The organism is Pararhodonellum marinum, from assembly GCF_015354735.1.
Taxonomy (GTDB): Bacteria; Bacteroidota; Bacteroidia; order Cytophagales; family Cyclobacteriaceae; genus Pararhodonellum; species Pararhodonellum marinum.
This window is the reverse complement of sequence record NZ_JACEFJ010000004.1, coordinates 113,980-132,107: the sequence shown is the minus strand read 5'-3', so window position 1 is coordinate 132,107 and position 18,128 is coordinate 113,980. Positions and strand designations below refer to the sequence as shown.

The following is an 18,128-nucleotide window of genomic DNA, read 5'->3' as shown; positions in this document are numbered from 1 at the left end:
TTTAATTCCTAGCTGAGCATGAAAAAAGGAACAAAATATATCTGCCTATTATTGCTTTTAGGACTTTCCCACCTTGGATTTGGACAGAGAAGTGATGCGGGGGATTATGATTATGATAGGGAGGTACTTTTTGGAGTCAATAAAAACACCAATGGGGGACTGATCGGTGCATTTAATTTTAAGATAGGATCTAGATTAGATGATACCAACTTTCAGTTTTTTGGTCTTGAATTGGCCAATGTCAAAAATCCCAAAGAGGTGCGGTACAACACCGTCTTGGGGAATAGCTATATTTTTGGCAAATCCAATTACCTCTATTCCATAAGGCCTCACTACGGCAGGGAGGTTATCCTGTTTAAAAAGGCGCCACAACAAGGAGTTCAAATTTCATTACTTTCTGCCATAGGTCCGACCCTGGGAATCATTGCGCCTTATTACATCGAATATGCCATAAGCCGGGTAGAAACAGTCAGAGAACAGTATGATCCAGAAAGACACCAAAGTAGGTTCAATGTTCTGGGACCTGGGAGAATTTTTGAGGGACTTTCCAGATCTGAGATTGCTTTTGGAGGCCATGCCAAAGCAGCAATCAATTTTGAATTTGGTATTTTCAAATCCAACGTGACAGGTTTGGAACTAGGTTACCTGTTGGAGGGTTTTACTAAAGAAATTCCATTGATGCCTACCGTAGAAAACAGACAGGTGTTCCAATCTGTTTATTTCACTTTCTTCTACGGTTTCAGGAAGTAAGGTCCTTGTTGGGTTTTGATAGTGGAATCAATTAATTTTGAGAGCTGAAAGGAACTGATAGCATGATAGAATTACCGGTAATATCCGAGGAAAGTACCAAAAGAAAAAAACCCAATTGGTTAAGGGTTAAACTTCCCGTAGGAAAAGAATATGCCAAGGTCCGCAAACTTGTGGATGAACATAAACTGCACACCATCTGTGAGAGTGGCAATTGTCCCAATATGGGCGAGTGTTGGGGAGCTGGCACTGCCACATTCATGATATTAGGCAATGTTTGCACTAGATCTTGTTCTTTCTGTGCAGTTGCAACAGGCCGACCTCCTGAGTACGATACCGATGAACCAAGGAGAGTGGCCGAAGCCATCCAATTGATGGGAGTGAAACATGCTGTGATCACTTCAGTAAATAGGGATGAACTCAAGGACCGCGGTGCGGAAATCTGGTATCAAACCGTGGTTCAAACAAAATTACTTTCTCCACAGACTACCATAGAAACTTTAATTCCTGATACCAAAGGGAACTGGGATGCACTCTATCGAATGATCAGTGCAGGACAAGAAGTGGTTTCACACAACATGGAGACAGTTGAAAGCCTCTACAGGCGAGTCAGGCCCCAAGCCAAATACTCTCGGTCTCTAGAGCAGATTAAATTGACGAAAGCATTTGGCAAAAGAACAAAAACAGGCATTATGCTAGGTCTTGGGGAAACAAAAGATCAGGTGCTTAAAGCCATGGATGATTTGGTAGAACACGGATGTGATATCCTTACGCTAGGTCAGTATTTGCAGCCAACCAAAATGCACATCGAAGTGGCTGAATTCATACATCCCGAAATTTTTGACATGTACAGAGAAGAGGGATTGAATAAAGGGCTAAAATATGTAGAATCAGGCCCGTTGGTAAGGTCATCTTATCATGCTGAGCGGCATGTAAACGTATAAGTTTTACAAAAAGAAATAAAAATCAAAAAGGAAAGCTCTTAGGACCTTTCCTTTTTTTGTTTCTTTGGACCTCAACAATAAAGAAGGTTCAAATTGGTAGCTTAGATTCCATTTCCAACTAATATTAAGTCTGAGTGAGGGAGGTTTTTAGTAATCCAGCTAAATTTTGTTGAAGAATTTTACACCTCCTTGACTGAATCTTGAAAGTATAAAAACCACAATTCAAATATCAGGTTTCTTTGCCCCTTAATTTTTGGAATTGGTTTATAAATTAGGTAACATTAAGTAGAGGAGTTGGTTTCCAGAACCCAACCAAGCCATATGAAAAAAATCTTGTTTTTTTGGGAGGAGTTGAAGGCCACTTTTTGGTTTTTCCCGGTTCTTATTATTTTGATCGGAATAATGATGGCTTCAGGTTTTATTTATTTAGATACAGAATTTGAAAAACCTGACAAATGGAACCAAGTTATACTCGTCAAAAGTGCAGACTCCGCACGAACCATACTCTCCACCATTGCCGCAGCCATGATTACTGTAGCTGGTACAGTATTTTCCATCACCTTAGTAGCCTTGACGATCGCATCTAATCAGTTTGGTTCGAGACTGGTCAAAAGATTCATGTATGATAGGATCAATCAGGTTGTATTAGGCACCTATGTGGCTACTTTTCTATACGCATTGCTTGTGTTGAGTGTGATCAGAGATAATGACAACATTTTGTTTATCCCTGCCTTCTCGGTCTTATTCTCTCTTGTTATTTCCGTTGGAAACATCCTACTTTTGATCATTTTTATTCACCATGTTTCGGTAAGCATTCAGGTGGATAGAATTATCGCCGACCTTTTTAAGACGATTTCCTCCAATATCAAAAGTCTTTTTCCGGAGGATATGGGAGAGGACAGAGGGGATGCAAAAGTTTGGAGCCAAGAGGAAATCGTTCGTGAAATGACCCTTACACATAGTGAGGAGATATTATCTCCGGATAGCGGCTATCTTCAGTATGTTGACAGCGAAGGTCTTATCAAGGAATTGTTAGAAAAAAATCAATTTCTCAGCCTCTACTTCCGGCCTGGAAAATATTTGGTTAAGGAGCAAAAAATCGGAGAAATACATAGCAAAGGAAAGTTGGATAAGAAAGATCTCGAGTTCATTCGTAAAAGTCTGGTCATTGGCAAGACCAGAACCCACCAACAGGATGCGGAGTTTTCCATTGACCAAATGGTAGAAGTTGCTACCCGGGCACTTTCTCCAGGGATTAATGATCCTTACACTGCTATGACCTGCGTGGACAACCTTACCTCTTCTCTTTGCTACCTATCCAAGGTTAAGTTCCCCTCTTCTTATCGAAGGGACAAGAATGGTCAAATCCGGGTCATCACTGACTGCCTTACTTTTGAAGGGATGGTAAATGCCTCTTTCAATCAAATCCGCCAATTCTCTGCCCAAGTCCCTTCGGTTTTGATCAGGATGATGGATGGATTTATCACCTTAGATGGATTCGCCAAAAATGAAGAACAAAAAAAAATCATCCGAAAGCATGCCAAGATGGTTGCGGACTTGGCAAAGAATTCATTTAATGAAAACAATGACATTGAAGATCTACTTAAAAGATATAAAAAGCTGATTTGAACTCTGTTTTTGCTGAGTTTAACCAAGATAAAAAAATCTTTATTTCCTTTAAGACCCAAGCTTTAAAAAAATGCCTGAAAACAAGAGAAAAAGTCTACATCCTTTTCACTTAACACAACCAATCAAACATTGAAGACACAATTTAATATATATTCTCTTGGCTTTTCCCCAATTAAATCAACACTTTTCCTTGTTCTTTGGCTAGGTCAATGCTGCCTCATGGTACAGGCTCAAGTAGAAACAAAAAAAAACTTGGAGGAACTCACTGATACTTATTTTCTCAGTGGGATAGAAATTTTAAATGACCTGGTTTCTATACCCAATGATGCTCAGGATCAGGATCAATTGTGGCCAAATTTAAAATGGTGTGAGGAAGCTTTCAAGGACCGTGGATGGCAAACGCAAAAACTTGCTACCAAAGGATTCCCCATTCTTCTGGCCGAGCGTCCTGTTGCAGATGCCATTAAAACGGTATTGTTCTATTTTCACATAGATGGACAACCTGTAGATCATAGGTTATGGAATCAGGAAAATCCTTATGAGGCAGTCCTAAAAATGAATAAAGGAGACGGTTGGCTGGAAATCCCCATGGATACCCTACAACTTGCCTATAATCCGGAATGGAGAATATTTGGCCGCTCGGTGTCTGATGACAAGGGACCTCTGGCTATGTTTCTTACCGCATGGGATGCCCTTCGAGCTTCAGAACAATGGCCAAACTATAACCTAAAAATCATTTTGGATTTTGAAGAGGAAATTGGATCTCCAAATTTACCTGAGGCTGTCTTTGATCACCGGAAGCTTCTCGCTGCCGACATGATGTTGATTATGGATGGGCCTCGCCACGTCAGCAATCAGCCCACCCTTACATTTGGTGCCAGAGGAATAGCTGAAATTACGCTAACTACTTATGGGCCTGCAGTTCCTCAGCACAGTGGCCACTACGGAAATTATGCACCCAATCCAGCTTTGAGGTTGGCTCAACTTCTCGGCTCCATGAAAGACGAAACCGGAAGAGTCATCATTCCAGGATTTTATGATGGCATAAGCTTGACTAAAAAGGAACAGGAAATCTTAAAATCTGTACCAGATGATGAATCAGAAATCAATAGGAAGCTGGGCATAGCTGAACCTGACCGTGTCGGCATATCCTACCAGGAGTCCATCCAGTACCCGTCTTTAAATATCCGTGGGATGGCATCGGGATGGGTAGGAAAAGAAGCCAGGACCATAGTACCTGCTGAAGCCATAGCCGAAATTGATGTTAGGTTGGTTCCAGAAAGTGATCCAGAACGCTTGTTCCAACTGATCAGAGAGCATATTTCCTCCCAAGGATACTTTTTGTTGGATAGTGCACCAACTAGGAAAGAAAGACTTACTCATCCGAAGTTAATACAGTGGCAGGGAAACATAGCCTATCAAGCATTCAGGACTTCTTTTGATTCAGAACCTGGTCTCTGGCTGAACAAAGCCTACCATCGGGCCTTTGGTATGGATCCCATAAAAATCCGGATCGGTGGAGGATCAATACCGATTTCACCTTTTGTAGATGCTCTGGGTTTGCCTGCTGTAAGTGTGGTTACGGTCAATCCGGATAACAACCAACACAGTCCCAACGAAAATCTGCGTCTCGGTAATTTCAAAGAGGGCATCAAAACCATTTTGGCCATTCTCACAGAAACTCTTTGATCCAAATTTTACAAATGGACTGTAAACCAATTGCGCTTTCTGGGCAGCCCATAAAAAAGCCCGGATACTTAACATATTCGGGCCTTATCTGATAATTAATATAGAGAAAATTAAGCCATTGCAGCCTCATTTTTTTCATAATCCTCTACAGGAATACAGCTACAAACCAGGTTCCTGTCTCCATAGGCGGAATCAATTCTTCTTACGCTTGGCCAGAATTTATTGCCTTTTACAAAAGGTAAAGGATAGACTGCTTTTTCTCTGCTGTAGTCAAAAGCCCAGTCATCCGCCAGAGCAAGGCTAGCAGTGTGGGGGGCATTTTTCAGGACATTGGAATCCCTGTTCGCTTTTCCGTTCTCAATTTCCCTAATTTCTTCCCTGATACCGATCATGGCCTCACAAAATCTATCAAGTTCAGCCAAGGTTTCGGATTCAGTGGGTTCCACCATCAGCGTACCTGCTACCGGAAAGGAAACCGTCGGAGCATGATAGCCATAATCCATCAAACGCTTGGCAATATCCTCTACTTCTATGCCTACTTCTTTGAATGCACGGCAATCAAGGATCATTTCGTGTGCGGCTCTCCCACTTGTCCCAACATATAAAATAGGATAATGGGCTTCCAGCTTGGCCTTGATATAATTGGCATTCAAGATAGCGAGCTTGGTGGCATTGGTTAAACCTTCACCACCCATCAAGGCAATGTAAGCATAGGAAATAGGAAGAATGCTCGCACTTCCAAAAGGAGCCGCAGAAATAGAAGTTATGGCATGGGTTCCGCCCGTTTTGACCATAGGATTTCCCGGAAGGAAAGGTACCAAATGGGAAGCCACACATATGGGTCCCATTCCTGGACCTCCTCCACCATGCGGAATGCAGAATGTTTTATGAAGATTGAGGTGACAGACATCCGCTCCGATATTTCCAGGGGAAGTTAGCCCTACCTGTGCATTCATATTTGCCCCGTCCATGTAAACCTGTCCACCAAAATCATGGATGGTTTGACAGATTTCCTGTATTGAAGCCTCAAATACGCCGTGAGTCGATGGATAAGTGACCATCAAAGCCGCTAAATCGTCTTTATGTTGGGCTGCTTTCTGCTTTAAGTCTTCAAGGTCAATGTTTCCTTTTTCATCACATTTGACAATCACTACATTCATTCCTGCCATTACTGCGGAGGCAGGATTTGTACCGTGGGCAGATGAAGGGATCAAGGCCACATTTCTATGGCTGTCCCCTCTGCTTAGGTGGTAGGCCCTGATGACCATTAAGCCAGCATATTCACCCTGTGCGCCGGAATTGGGCTGCAGAGAGGTGTCGGCAAATCCTGTGATTTCGCTCAGCCAATTTCTTAGATTCTGAAAAAGCTCATAATAACCGGCCGCTTGGTCTTGGGGAATAAAAGGGTGCAATTGCCCAAATTCAGGCCATGTTACCGGTATCATCTCAGTAGTAGCATTCAATTTCATGGTGCATGAACCCAATGAAATCATGGAATGGACCAAGGAAAGGTCTTTGTTTTCCAATCTTTTGATGTATCGAAGCATCTCATGCTCCGAATGATAAACGTTGAAAACAGGATGTTCCAAAAAGGAGGTGGTCCTTCCCAGTCCTTTCGAAGGACCGAAATACAAATCTCCAACGAAATCATCCACCACGACAGATTGATTCAGCGTGGCTTTTGCAAAAATCCTTACTACAGACTTAACATCTTCAATGGTTTTGGGCTCATCAAAAGAAAGCAGAACAGCGCCATCATCATACCGGAAATTCATTTCCTCAGAAACGGCGAAAGCTTGGATTTTCGATTGTTGTACCGGGTCAACTGCAATTTTTATGGTATCAAAATAATCGGTATTCATTTGCTTGAATCCAAGCAGTTCAAGTGACTTTGCTGTTAATTGTGCCAAGCCGTGAATTCTAGAAGCAATTTCCTTCAATCCCTTGGGTCCGTGGTAAACTGCATACATGCCTGCCATGACCGCAAGCAAAACCTGTGCGGTACAAATATTGGAGGTAGCCTTCTCCCTCTTGATGTGTTGCTCTCTGGTCTGAAGGGCCATTCTGTAGGCTTTGTTCCCGTCTTTGTCTACCGAAACACCGATGATTCGTCCGGGAACTTGTCTTTTGTAGGCTTCTTTGGTAGCAAAATAGGCCGCATGTGGGCCTCCGAAACCCATCGGAACCCCTAACCTCTGGGTGGTGCCTACTACCACATCTGCCCCCATTTCTCCAGGAGGTGTCAATAAGGTAAGACTCAGCAAATCGGCAGCAAATGCGGTCAGAATTTGGTTATCTTTGGCTGTATCAACCAAGGATTTGTAATTTCTTACTTCACCATCCGAATTGGGATATTGAATCAAAATCCCATATAACTCTGGGTCGGTCAAGTCAATTTCAGAGATTTTTCCCACCACCAAATCAATCCCTACCGGAATGGACCTGGTTTTCAATAGGTCAATTGTCTGTGGAAAAGCCTTTTCATCCACAAAAAATTTATTGGCTTTCCTTTTTTCTTTGGGTTTGGAAGCATGGAGCATGGTCATGGCCTCTGCAGCAGCAGTACTTTCATCCAATAAGGATGCATTGGCCATTTCCATTCCAGTCAATTCCATCACTACTGTTTGAAAATTAATTAAAGCTTCAAGTCTCCCCTGGGCTATCTCTGCCTGATAGGGCGTATAAGCAGTGTACCACCCTGGATTTTCAAGAATATTCCTCAAAATAACCCCCGGTACAATGGTGTCGTAGTATCCCAATCCAATAAAGGACTTGAAGATTTTGTTTTTTCTGGCCAACTGCCTGAATTCTTTCAAAAAAGTAGCTTCACTTTTGGCTTCTGGCAACTGCAAAGGTTTCGTATTCTGAATGGCTTTGGGAACCGTCTGATTGATCAAATCATCCAAGGAAGCAACGCCTATGGTTTGCAGCATCACATCGACTTCAGCAACAGAAGGGCCGTTGTGTCTGTTTTCGAAAGTGACTGAGGGATTCAAATTAATTTTCATGTCTTCTTATGCTTGAACAAATTTGGGAAAATATTCTGCTTTTTTTTTGGTAGTGCAAAGGTATAAATTATTGAGAGATAATGATTTTTCTCCTTGTAGATTTATGGTCTTGAAACCCGTAAAATGATAAACGGTTTTAATCAATTGGGAATAATTTCTAGTTTTGAAAAAATTAGTAACTCAACTACCAAGATTACACGATGAATAAGAAAATGATATTGGCCGGGAGTTTGGCCTTTTTGATGGTTTGGAAGGTCCAAGCACAAGATGCCACAGCCATGAAATACGCTGCTTCCATTACGGCAGAAGATTTGGAAACCCACCTCACCTACTTGGCTTCCGATGAGTTGGAAGGAAGGGATACTGGTGAAAAGGGACAAAAATTAGCAGCCGAATACCTTTCGGAGTTTTACAAAACCCTCGGTTTGGAAGGCCCTGTGGAAGGAAGTTTTTACCAAAAATTCAACCTGGTAAGTGTAAAATTTGAAAAGGTAGAATTACAAATTGGTAAAAATAAATTGGTCCAAAATGAGGATTTTGTTTTTATTGGAGATGGGGATTTCAAAAAAACCCAAAAAACAGATTTGGTCTTTTTAGGAATGGCTAGTCCTGAAAATCTGAAAAAGGTAGATGTAAAAGGAAAGCTTGTGGGCTTATGGGCCATTGGTACTCAGGCGCAGGGCGTGGTGAAAGAAATGATGGATGCTGGAGCTGCAGGAATAATTATTGTAACCATGGAGGGCCAGGCCAATTTTGACCGAATGGCCAACAGGTACAAGACTATGTCCGGTTTTGGAAGACTGGGTTTTGAAAAACCAACCAAGCAAGAGCCGGTATTTATGGTCAGTTCAGATAAAATGGCGGAACTTTTCAATGCATCTGTGGAAGACTTAAAAGAAGCAGCCAAAAGCAATCCTGAAAGCATCAAATCACAAACTGCCCGATACAGTATGCAAAAAAACACCAAACAAGTGCCTACGGAAAATGTCATGGCTTATCTTGAAGGAACTGACAAAAAAGAGGAAGTATTGGTGATTTCTTCCCACTATGATCATGTAGGTATCAACAGCAAGGGGGAAATCAACAACGGCGCTGACGATGACGGTTCAGGAACAGTTTCCGTTATGGAAATTGCAGAAGCTTTTGCCATGGCGGCAAAAGAAGGCAATAGACCAAGGAGAAGCATCCTATTTCTGAATGTCACCGGTGAGGAAAAGGGGCTACTGGGCTCTGAATATTATGCTGAAAACCCCGTTTTCCCACTAGAAAACACTGTCAACAACATCAACATTGACATGGTTGGCCGAATTGACTATGAATATCAGGATGCCGAAAACCAAAATTATGTTTATGTGATTGGCTCCGAGATGTTGTCCTCTCACTTAAAAGTGATCAATGAATACAACAACATCACGTATACCAACCTTATATTGGACTACCGATATGATGCCGAAGATGACCCAAACCGATTTTATTACCGGTCTGATCACTACAATTTCGCCAAACACAACATCCCTGTTATTTTCTTTTTCAATGGGGTCCATGATGACTACCACCAACCCACGGATACCGTGGATAAAATAGAATTTGACCTAATGGAAAAAAGGGCAAGGCTCATTTTCCATACTTCCTGGGATCTTGCAAACAGGGAAGAAAGAACCCCTGTGGATGGTACCAACACAAGAACCAGTAGATAATCCAACTTCCGATTATCTCCTACATCAAAAATCCCTTCAGCAACCAAAAAAGGCTGAAGGGATTTTTGTTGAAAAGTACCTGTCTTCCAGGAATTCACTTCAAATCAGTCAACCTGACCGAATGATTTGCCTGTAAATTTTAATTGGGCTATTTCCTGTTTTTTTGACCTTTCGTTTTCATTTGATTTCTATTTCTCTTGGCTTTGGAATTTTTGTTGCCTCGCTTTTCTTTCGGTGGCTGGGGCTTGGTTCGATTCTTATGTTTTTTTTCTTGAAAAGCTCCTTTGAAGTTGGGGTCATTTTTCTTCTTTTGGATGTCAATTTCCCTGTCATAGCCCTGTTGTTCCGCTCTTGGGGTTTCCGGCACATCAACGGTTTCTGGAATCTGGCTTTCAGGGATACTCATTCGGATGATTTCTGATATCCTTCCCATGTGGTATTCTTCTGCTGGATTTACGAAGGTGATGGCCACTCCTTCATTTTCGGCCCTACCGGTTCTTCCGATTCTATGTACATAATCTTCATAAATCAAAGGCACATCGAAATTGATCACATGGCTTACCATACTGATATCCAATCCTCTAGCGGCTACATCGGTAGCTACAAGCATCCTGACATTTCCTGCCTTGAAATCTTCCATGGCATTGATCCGGGTATTTTGACCCTTATTGGCGTGAATCACCCTAATTTCACCCAGCTTATTCCTTTCCAGGAAATTAAAGACCGATTCAGCGTTTTTTCTTGATTTGGTAAATACGATGACCCTGTTGACTTCCGGATTGCCCATAAGATGTTGCAACAGGTTGATTTTGGTTTTCAGGTTTGGCGTTGCATACCAGGTTTGATTGACGGTTTCCGCCGGTGTGGCTTGCAGGGCTATTTCAATTCTTTCTGGGAACTCCAAAAATTCCTGTGAAATAATTTCCACCCGATCCGAAAATGTGGCCGAAAATAGTAGGTTTTGCCGTTTGCTCGGAATCACCTCCAAAATACTTCGAATCTGTGGCATAAATCCCATATCCATCATTTTATCCGCTTCGTCCATGACCAGCGTTTTGATGCTTTTCACGTAAATTTCGCCGCGGCTGTAAAGGTCCAGAAACCTGCCTGGAGTAGCGATGATGATGTCCACCCCTTGCTTGATCTTTTCTATTTGCGTTTTAGGACCCAATCCACCATACAAGCTGACAAATCTGATATCGGTATACTTGGCAAAAATCTCCACGGCACTTTCTATCTGCATCACCAACTCCCGGGTGGGTGCAAGTATCAAAGCACGGGTATGCATCTCTTGGGCATATTTGATCTTCATCAAGAGCGGAAGCACATAAGCAGCGGTTTTTCCTGTACCTGTCTGAGCGATACCCAAAATATCATGGCCTGAGAGAGACAATGGAATGGTTTTTTCTTGTATAGGTGTAGGCCGCGTGAAACCCGCTTCTTTGACAGCATCTAAAAGCTGCTTATTAAGCTTAAAGTTTTCAAAAGATAACGGGCTATCAGACATGATTTGTTAATTTTACAGATGAAGTGAAAAAGAACCCCTTAAAGAAAAGAAGTATGAAGAGTATCTTAATCAAGAATGCAAATATAGTGAATGAAGGTAAGATATCCCGAGGAGATGTGCTGATCAGGGATGGCTTGTTTTATATAACAGGAGGAAACCTTGAGGAACATGAGGCAGATATTGAAATAGACGCGACAGGTAAATACCTTTTCCCAGGGTTGATTGATGATCAGGTTCATTTTAGGGAACCCGGTTTAACTCACAAAGCGGACATTTACACAGAAGCCAAAGCTGCCGTAGCCGGTGGTATTACGTCATTTATGGAAATGCCTAACACCCATCCACAGACCACCACTTTGGAACTTCTGGAAGAGAAATTCAGCATCGCAAAGGAAAAATCCCTCGCCAATTTTTCATTTTATTTGGGGGCCACCAATGACAACATTGATGAAATAAAAAAAATCAATCCAGATCAGGTTTGTGGCTTAAAGGTATTTCAGGGTTCTTCTACCGGAAATATGCTGGTGGACAATCCACAGTCCTTGGAAAGAATTTTCGAAGAAAGTCCTGTTCTGATTGCCACACACAGCGAAAATGACCAAATCATCAGCCGAAATCTCGAAAAGTATAAGGAAAAATATGGAGATGAAATCCCTGCGAAATACCATCCAAAAATCAGGACAGAGGAAGCATGTTACGATGCATCCAAAAAAGTAGTGGACCTGGCCAGAAAGTATGGGTCCAAATTACATGTCCTGCACATCAGTACAGCCAAAGAGGTCATGCTTTTTGATGACAAGCTCCCCTTGGAGGAAAAGCGAATCACGGCAGAGGCATGTGTACACCACTTATGGTTTTCTGATGAGGATTATGATAGGAAAGGCAATTTTATCAAATGGAATCCAGCCATTAAAACCGCTGCGGACCGTGAAGGAATTTTGGAAGGCCTTCTGGATGGGCACATCGATATCATAGCCACTGATCATGCCCCACACACCTTTGAAGAAAAAGAACAGCTTTATGTCAAAGCCCCATCAGGCGGGCCTTTGGTGCAGCATAGCCTAGTTGCTTTGCTTGAATTGTATCATCAGCAAAAAATTAGTTTGGAACAAATTGCTGAAAAAACCAGCCATAATGTATCAAAAATATTTGAGATTGATAAAAGAGGATACATTAGACCTGGATGGCATGCAGATGCAGTATTGGTGGATTTAAATGACGCTTGGACTGTAACCAAAGATAATATTCTTTCTAAATGTGGATGGTCCCCTTTTGAAGATGTCACTTTTCAATCTAAAGTAACACATACCATCGTATCCGGTCATCTTGCGTACGAAAATGGCACATTTCATGAAGAGAAAAAGGGAGAACGACTTAATTTCTCCAGAAATAATTCAGGGAATCTATTGTTTGAAGAGGATTAGCATATTACCTTTGCAGTCCAAAGAAGCAAAATAGCTTTAATGATGATATATGGTGATTGTAGCTCAGTTGGTTAGAGCGCTGGTTTGTGGCACCAGAGGTCGCCGGTTCGAACCCGGTCTTTCACCCAAAACCCCTCCTAGTGAGGGGTTTTTGTTTGATTGGACCCAGGTTTATATAAATGGCATATTTTTTGTTAACAATGGAAAAATACTAAAATGTTAAGATAATGTTTACATTATTTAAATCCACTCCCATTGCTCCTAAAGTGAGACCGGTCAATCTTAAATTTGTCCAATTGTATAAGGTGAAGTTCGAAGAATCAATAAAAAATTTTGAAGAACTTCAGAAAGAGAAAATCTACTCTGTTTCAAAATAAAAACCTTAAGGCCATGTAAATGGCCTTTATTTTTTGTATTATTATTTTTCTTTCAACATCTATAAGTTAATTTTATAGGATACTGAAACTTTTCCCCAAATGAGCTATATACACTTTGACAAAACCGAATTAATCAATTTAAATTATTCTCTAGAAAAGGAAATCATACGCTCAAACCACTCAGGATGTTACACCAGTACTACCATCATTGGATGTAATACCCGAAAATACCATGGCTTGTTAGTGGCACCGCAACCTCAGCTTGACTCCCAGCTGCATGTCCTGCTGTCGACCCTGCATGAAACCGTCATTCAGCATGGGTCCAGTTTTAACCTTGGAATCAATAAATATCCTGGCAATTACAGCCCAAGAGGACATAAATACCTCAAGGATTTTGATTCTGAGCCCATTCCTAAACTTACTTATAGAGTGGGGGGTGTCCTTTTGCAAAAAGAAATTATCCTGGATTCGAACCGGGATCGCGTCATGGTAAGGTATACCCTTTTGGAGGCCCATTCCCCTACCAAATTGAGGCTGAGCCCATTTTTGGCTTTCAGAGGATATCACAACCTCTCCAAAGCAAATGACGATATCAACAAAAACTATAAAAAGATCAAACAAGGGATACAGGTAAAGTTGTATGAACCCTATCAACCCCTTTCCCTTCAGATTTCAAAACCTAATCAATTTGTCCCGACTCCAGAATGGTACCACAACATAGAGTATATCCGGGAAAGAGAACGGGGTTATGACTACCAAGAGGACTTATTTGTACCTGGCTATTTTGAGTTCGATATAGAAAAAGGCGAGTCTGTTATTTTTTCGGCCGGATTGGAAATTGCAGATCCAGATACCCGTCAGGTAGCTTTTGAAAAAGAGATAAACAGAAGAACACCGAGAAATAATTTTGAGAATTGCCTAAAAAATTCCGCAGGTCAATTTATTTTCAAACGAAAAGGCGAGACCCGGGTGATTGCAGGCTATCCGTGGTTTGGTTGGTGGGGCAGAGATACTTTCATCGCTACTCCAGGTCTGACCCTCACTCAAGGGGATAAGGATACCTTTCTGGAAATTATGGATTCCATGACCAAGGACCTTCAAGGCCCGCTTTTCCCAAATGTAGGTAGCGGGGTAGTGACCAATATGAACTCTTTAGACGCCCCACTGTGGTTTTTCTGGTCTCTACAACAATACATTGAGTTTACAGGAGATACCAAAACCATCAAAAAGAGGTATCTTGATAAGCTTAAAGGCATCATAGATGGGCTGATTGCCGGTACTGATTTCAACATAAAGGTTCGAGAGAACGGTTTGCTTTATGGAGGTCAGGAAGGGCTCGCGTTAACTTGGATGGATGCGGTCACTACAGACGGGCCAGTTACACCAAGAATTGGTGCACCTGTTGAAATCAATGCCTTGTGGTACAATGCACTCTGCTTCTACCACGAACTAAGCGGAGAGAATTACGCATTGGAATTGGCAGAAAAAGTAAAACATAGCTTTGTTGCGGAATTTTGGGATGAGGAAAGGGGCTATTTGGCTGATGTGGTGGATGGTGAGGATAAAGATTGGTCGATTCGGCCAAACATGGTTTTTGCTACCTCCCTTGCTTACAGCCCACTGGAAGAAGAACAAAAAGATCAGATTTTAGAAGTGGTCAAATCAAAACTGCTTACTACAAGGGGTTTAAGGACCCTATCTCCGGAAGATCCCCGATACAAAGGGTATTATTTTGGGGATCAATACAGCAGAGACAATGCCTATCACCAAGGTACAGTTTGGGCTTGGTTGCTAGGACATTTCGTCGAAGGTTATATAAAGCTGCATGGTAAGTCTTCAAAATCATTCATTCAGAAAATGATCCAGCAATTTGACGGCGTTATGAGTATTTATGGGATTGGAACAGTAGCTGAAATTTATGATGGTGACCCCCCTCATAGACCCAAAGGAGCGATTTCCCAAGCCTGGAGCGTGGGGGAATTATTGAGAATGATGTACCTGGTAAATAAAATTTAAAGTTGTGGATATGAAAGTTTTAATGTTTGGTTGGGAGTTTCCTCCCCATATATCCGGTGGCTTAGGTACAGCCTGTTATGGTCTGGTCAAGGGTTTGGCCCATCACAATCAGGACATCATTTTTGTGGTACCAAAATTATGGGGTGATGAAGAGCCTTTGGCAGATTTTGTCAATGCGAGTGATGTGGAAATAGATTACAGGGAAAGAAGATTCAAAACCATCTGGAAAAACCTCACCTACCTAGAGGTGAGCAGTTTTTTAGTGCCCTATCTGGGGCCTGATGAATTTCGGAAATTTTCTGAGCGTGTGGCCCACGACCGAACTGATGTGGACGAAAGCATTTTTTCCAACAAGTTTGAATTTAGTGGCAAGTATGGCAAAGACCTGATGATGGAAGTTTCCAGGTATGCGCTGGTAGCAGCACAAATTGCCAAAAACAAAAAACACAGCCTAATCCATGCCCATGACTGGCTTTCTTTCCCAGCAGGCATTGCCGCCAAAGAAATCAGTGGAGCTCCATTGATCGCTCACGTGCATGCGACTGAATATGACCGATCCGGTGAAAGTGTCAACAAAGTGGTCTATGACATTGAAAGGGCAGGTGTTCATGCAGCAGACCATGTTTTGGCTGTAAGTCACCTTACTAAGAACACTTTGGTCAAAAGATATGGTGTGCATCCTGACAAAATTTCTGTCCTACACAATGCCGTACTGGATACCAGTATCATCGAAAGTAATTTTGTCAAAAAAGTACCCGAGAAAATTGTGACATTTTTAGGTAGGATCACCTTTCAAAAGGGACCGGAATATTTCGTCGAAGCTGCATACAAAGTTATCCAAAAAGACCCGAATGTGCGATTTGTCATGGCTGGTAGTGGTGACCTGCTCAACCGGATGGTAGACCGTGTGGCTGAGCTCGGGATAGCGACGAAATTTCACTTCACGGGATTTCTGAAAGGAAAAGATGTGGATGAAATGTATGCTATTTCAGATGTGTATGTGATGCCCTCCGTCTCAGAACCATTTGGAATATCTCCTTTAGAAGCGGTAAGACACAATACACCTGTTATAATTTCCAAACAGTCCGGTGTTGCAGAAGTTTTGCAGAATGCGATCAAGGTGGATTTTTGGGATATAGATGCCATGGCTGATGCCATCTTTGGATTGCTCCATTACGATGGAATTTCGAGGATGTTCAAAGAATTGGGCAGCCAGGAATTGAAACGGTTGAAGTGGGAACATGTGGCTGCCAAACTTATTAAAGTATATGAAAAAACCATAAAGACGTAAACATGAGAACCATCTGTTTTTACTTTCAGGTACATCAACCCTTCAGGTTAAAGCCTTATCGATTTTTCGATATGGGTGAAGACCATTATTACTGGGATGATTATGGCAACAAAAACATCATGAGGAAGATCGCTAAAAAATGCTACCTGCCCATGAATGCCCTGCTTTTAGACCTGATCCATCAATACAATGGAAAGTTCAAAGTCAGCTTTTCCATATCAGGAGTTTGTCTTGAACAATTTGAAGCCTACGCACCTGAGGTTCTCGATAGTTTTCGCCAATTAGTCGCTACTGGTCATGTAGAATTGCTCAGTGAAACCTATGCCCATGCTTTGGTATCTTTGAAAAGTAAAGAGGAATTTCAGGCTTCTGTCAAAAAGCACCAGCAAAAAATAAAAGATCTTTTCAATGGGTATACCCCAAAGGTTTTCCGAAATACTGAACTGATCTATTCCGATGGTATTGGTAGTATGGTTTCAGAGTTCGGCTACAATACCATATTGACAGAGGGAGCCAAGCATGTTTTGGGATGGAAGAGCCCTAACTTTGTTTACACAAATGCCCACAATGAAAATTTGAAGGTTCTCCTTAAGAATTTTCAGTTGAGCGATGACATTGCTTTCCGTTTTGGCAATAAATCCTGGCCCGATTATCCACTAACCACAGATAAATTCACCAAATGGATCAATGCGTTGCCTAAAGAAGAGCAGGTACTGAACCTCTTTATGGATTATGAAACTTTCGGGGAACACCAATGGGCGGATACCGGTATTTTTGAATTCATGAGGGCTTTACCACATGCTGTCTTTAACAACACCAATTACACTTTCTCCACCCCTTCAGAGGTGGCTGAGAATGGAAAGGTAGTCGGTAAGATTCACGTACCCATCCCTATTTCATGGGCAGATGAGGAGAGGGATCTTACTGCTTGGCTGGGTAATGACTTACAGGATGAGGCATTTGCCAAATTGTATGAATTGAAAGAACTTGTCGCCAAAGTTGATGATCCTGAAATTCAGAGAGACTGGAATTACCTGCAAACCTCTGACCATTTCTATTACATGTGTACCAAGTTCTTTTCCGATGGAGATATCCATGCTTACTTTAGTCCCTATGAAACGCCTTACGAAGCCTTTATCAATTACATGAATGTGCTCAGCGATTTTATTTTGAGGTTAAAGGAATATGAACAAGACAAAAAATCGAAAAAATAAGTCAATGGAATCCGAATTTAAAGAGGCTAAGTAAGCCTCTTTTTTGTTTCTGACAAATTAAAAAAAAAATGAAAAGCAAAAAATCGATCTTGGAAATCTCTGCCTTTCTGGCTGTGGGGTTGCTAATTTCCTGTGGGCCACAGAATAGCAATTCCGAAAATGAACAATCACCTATTGTCAGGTATGACAGGCCAGAAGCCAGCATTTTAAAGGGTGTACATCTACCCGAGGGTAAGGAGTATTATTTTACTTCAGGCCTGGTAGCGCCGGTCAAAGACCCTGATGCTGCAGAAGGTACCTATGAAAAATTCGGTGACACCTATGAGCAAAGTGTAGGGACCCTGGAAAGGATCAAAGAAACCTTGAGTGAGGCGGGATTTGAGCTTGCTGATGTATTTTTCTTAAGGATTTACCTTGCTCCCAACAAGGAGGGTCACATTGATTGGGAGGCTTGGTTCAAAGCCTATGGGGAATATTTCAACCTAGAATCCAATCCAAACAAGGTGGCCAGATCCACCATAGCTGTTTATGCTTTGGCGAATCCAGATTTGCTTATCGAGATTGAAGCGGTTGCGGCCAAGTGAT

The 18,128-nt window shown here is 41.9% G+C and carries 12 protein-coding genes and 1 tRNA gene; 11 read left to right on the top strand and 2 right to left on the bottom strand.

All coding sequences use genetic code 11. The features are described 5' to 3' along the window. Positions 1-18 precede the first annotated feature (18 nt). The 4 genes from H1A14_RS09865 to H1A14_RS09850 all read left to right on the top strand — a co-directional run bounded on the left by H1A14_RS09865 (position 19) and on the right by H1A14_RS09850 (position 5,009). Positions 19-750 carry a hypothetical protein gene (locus tag H1A14_RS09865; protein WP_194776089.1) on the top strand — a complete coding sequence of 244 codons (732 nt, stop codon included), beginning with the start codon at positions 19-21 and terminating at the stop codon, positions 748-750. 62 nt (positions 751-812) lie between these two features. Beyond that, a complete protein-coding gene (gene lipA / locus H1A14_RS09860; RefSeq protein WP_194776088.1) occupies positions 813-1,691 on the top strand; it encodes a lipoyl synthase in 879 nt (292 codons plus the stop codon). 321 nt (positions 1,692-2,012) lie between these two features. After that, positions 2,013-3,320: a DUF2254 domain-containing protein gene (locus H1A14_RS09855; protein ID WP_194776087.1), complete on the top strand. Its 1,308-nt coding sequence runs from the start codon at positions 2,013-2,015 to the stop codon at positions 3,318-3,320. A 252-nt stretch (positions 3,321-3,572) separates the two neighbouring features. After that, positions 3,573-5,009, top strand: coding sequence for a M20/M25/M40 family metallo-hydrolase (locus tag H1A14_RS09850; RefSeq protein WP_228527713.1), 1,437 nt, complete (start codon positions 3,573-3,575; stop codon positions 5,007-5,009). A 110-nt stretch (positions 5,010-5,119) separates the two neighbouring features. On the opposite strand, the gene gcvP is transcribed toward H1A14_RS09850, so the two are convergent. Beyond that, entirely contained in the window at positions 5,120-8,017 is a 2,898-nt protein-coding gene (gcvP, locus tag H1A14_RS09845; RefSeq protein WP_194776085.1) for an aminomethyl-transferring glycine dehydrogenase, read from the bottom strand. 200 nt (positions 8,018-8,217) lie between these two features. On the opposite strand from gcvP, the gene H1A14_RS09840 reads away from it, so the two are divergent. After that, positions 8,218-9,714 (top strand): M28 family peptidase, encoded by a 1,497-nt coding sequence (locus H1A14_RS09840; protein ID WP_194776084.1) that lies wholly within the window; start codon positions 8,218-8,220, stop codon positions 9,712-9,714. Positions 9,715-9,862: 148 nt separating this feature from the next. Here H1A14_RS09840 and H1A14_RS09835 read toward each other — a convergent pair whose 3' ends face one another. Then, the gene (locus H1A14_RS09835) at positions 9,863-11,221 is read right to left on the bottom strand and encodes a DEAD/DEAH box helicase (protein WP_194776083.1); all 1,359 of its coding nucleotides are present in this window, start codon (positions 11,219-11,221) and stop codon (positions 9,863-9,865) included. A 53-nt stretch (positions 11,222-11,274) separates the two neighbouring features. Here H1A14_RS09835 and H1A14_RS09830 point away from each other — a divergent pair, with 53 nt between their 5' ends. The 6 genes from H1A14_RS09830 (at position 11,275) to H1A14_RS09805 (ending at position 18,127) form a co-directional block, all read left to right on the top strand. Continuing rightward, complete coding sequence (locus H1A14_RS09830; RefSeq protein WP_194776082.1) at positions 11,275-12,645, top strand: dihydroorotase; 1,371 nt, start codon at positions 11,275-11,277, stop codon at positions 12,643-12,645. A gap of 51 nt (positions 12,646-12,696) precedes the next feature. Then, a tRNA-His gene (locus H1A14_RS09825) sits at positions 12,697-12,772 on the top strand. Between the two features lie 349 nt (positions 12,773-13,121). Continuing rightward, entirely contained in the window at positions 13,122-15,038 is a 1,917-nt protein-coding gene (locus H1A14_RS09820; RefSeq protein WP_194776081.1) for an amylo-alpha-1,6-glucosidase, read from the top strand. Positions 15,039-15,048: 10 nt separating this feature from the next. Next, entirely contained in the window at positions 15,049-16,329 is a 1,281-nt protein-coding gene (locus H1A14_RS09815) for a glycosyltransferase family 4 protein (protein ID WP_194776080.1), read from the top strand. Between the two features lie 2 nt (positions 16,330-16,331). After that, positions 16,332-17,543, top strand: a complete 1,212-nt coding sequence (locus tag H1A14_RS09810) for a glycoside hydrolase family 57 protein (RefSeq protein ID WP_194776079.1) — start codon at positions 16,332-16,334, stop codon at positions 17,541-17,543. Positions 17,544-17,611: 68 nt separating this feature from the next. Then, positions 17,612-18,127, top strand: a complete 516-nt coding sequence (locus H1A14_RS09805) for a RidA family protein (protein ID WP_194776078.1) — start codon at positions 17,612-17,614, stop codon at positions 18,125-18,127. The last annotated feature ends 1 nt before the right edge of the window (position 18,128 follow it).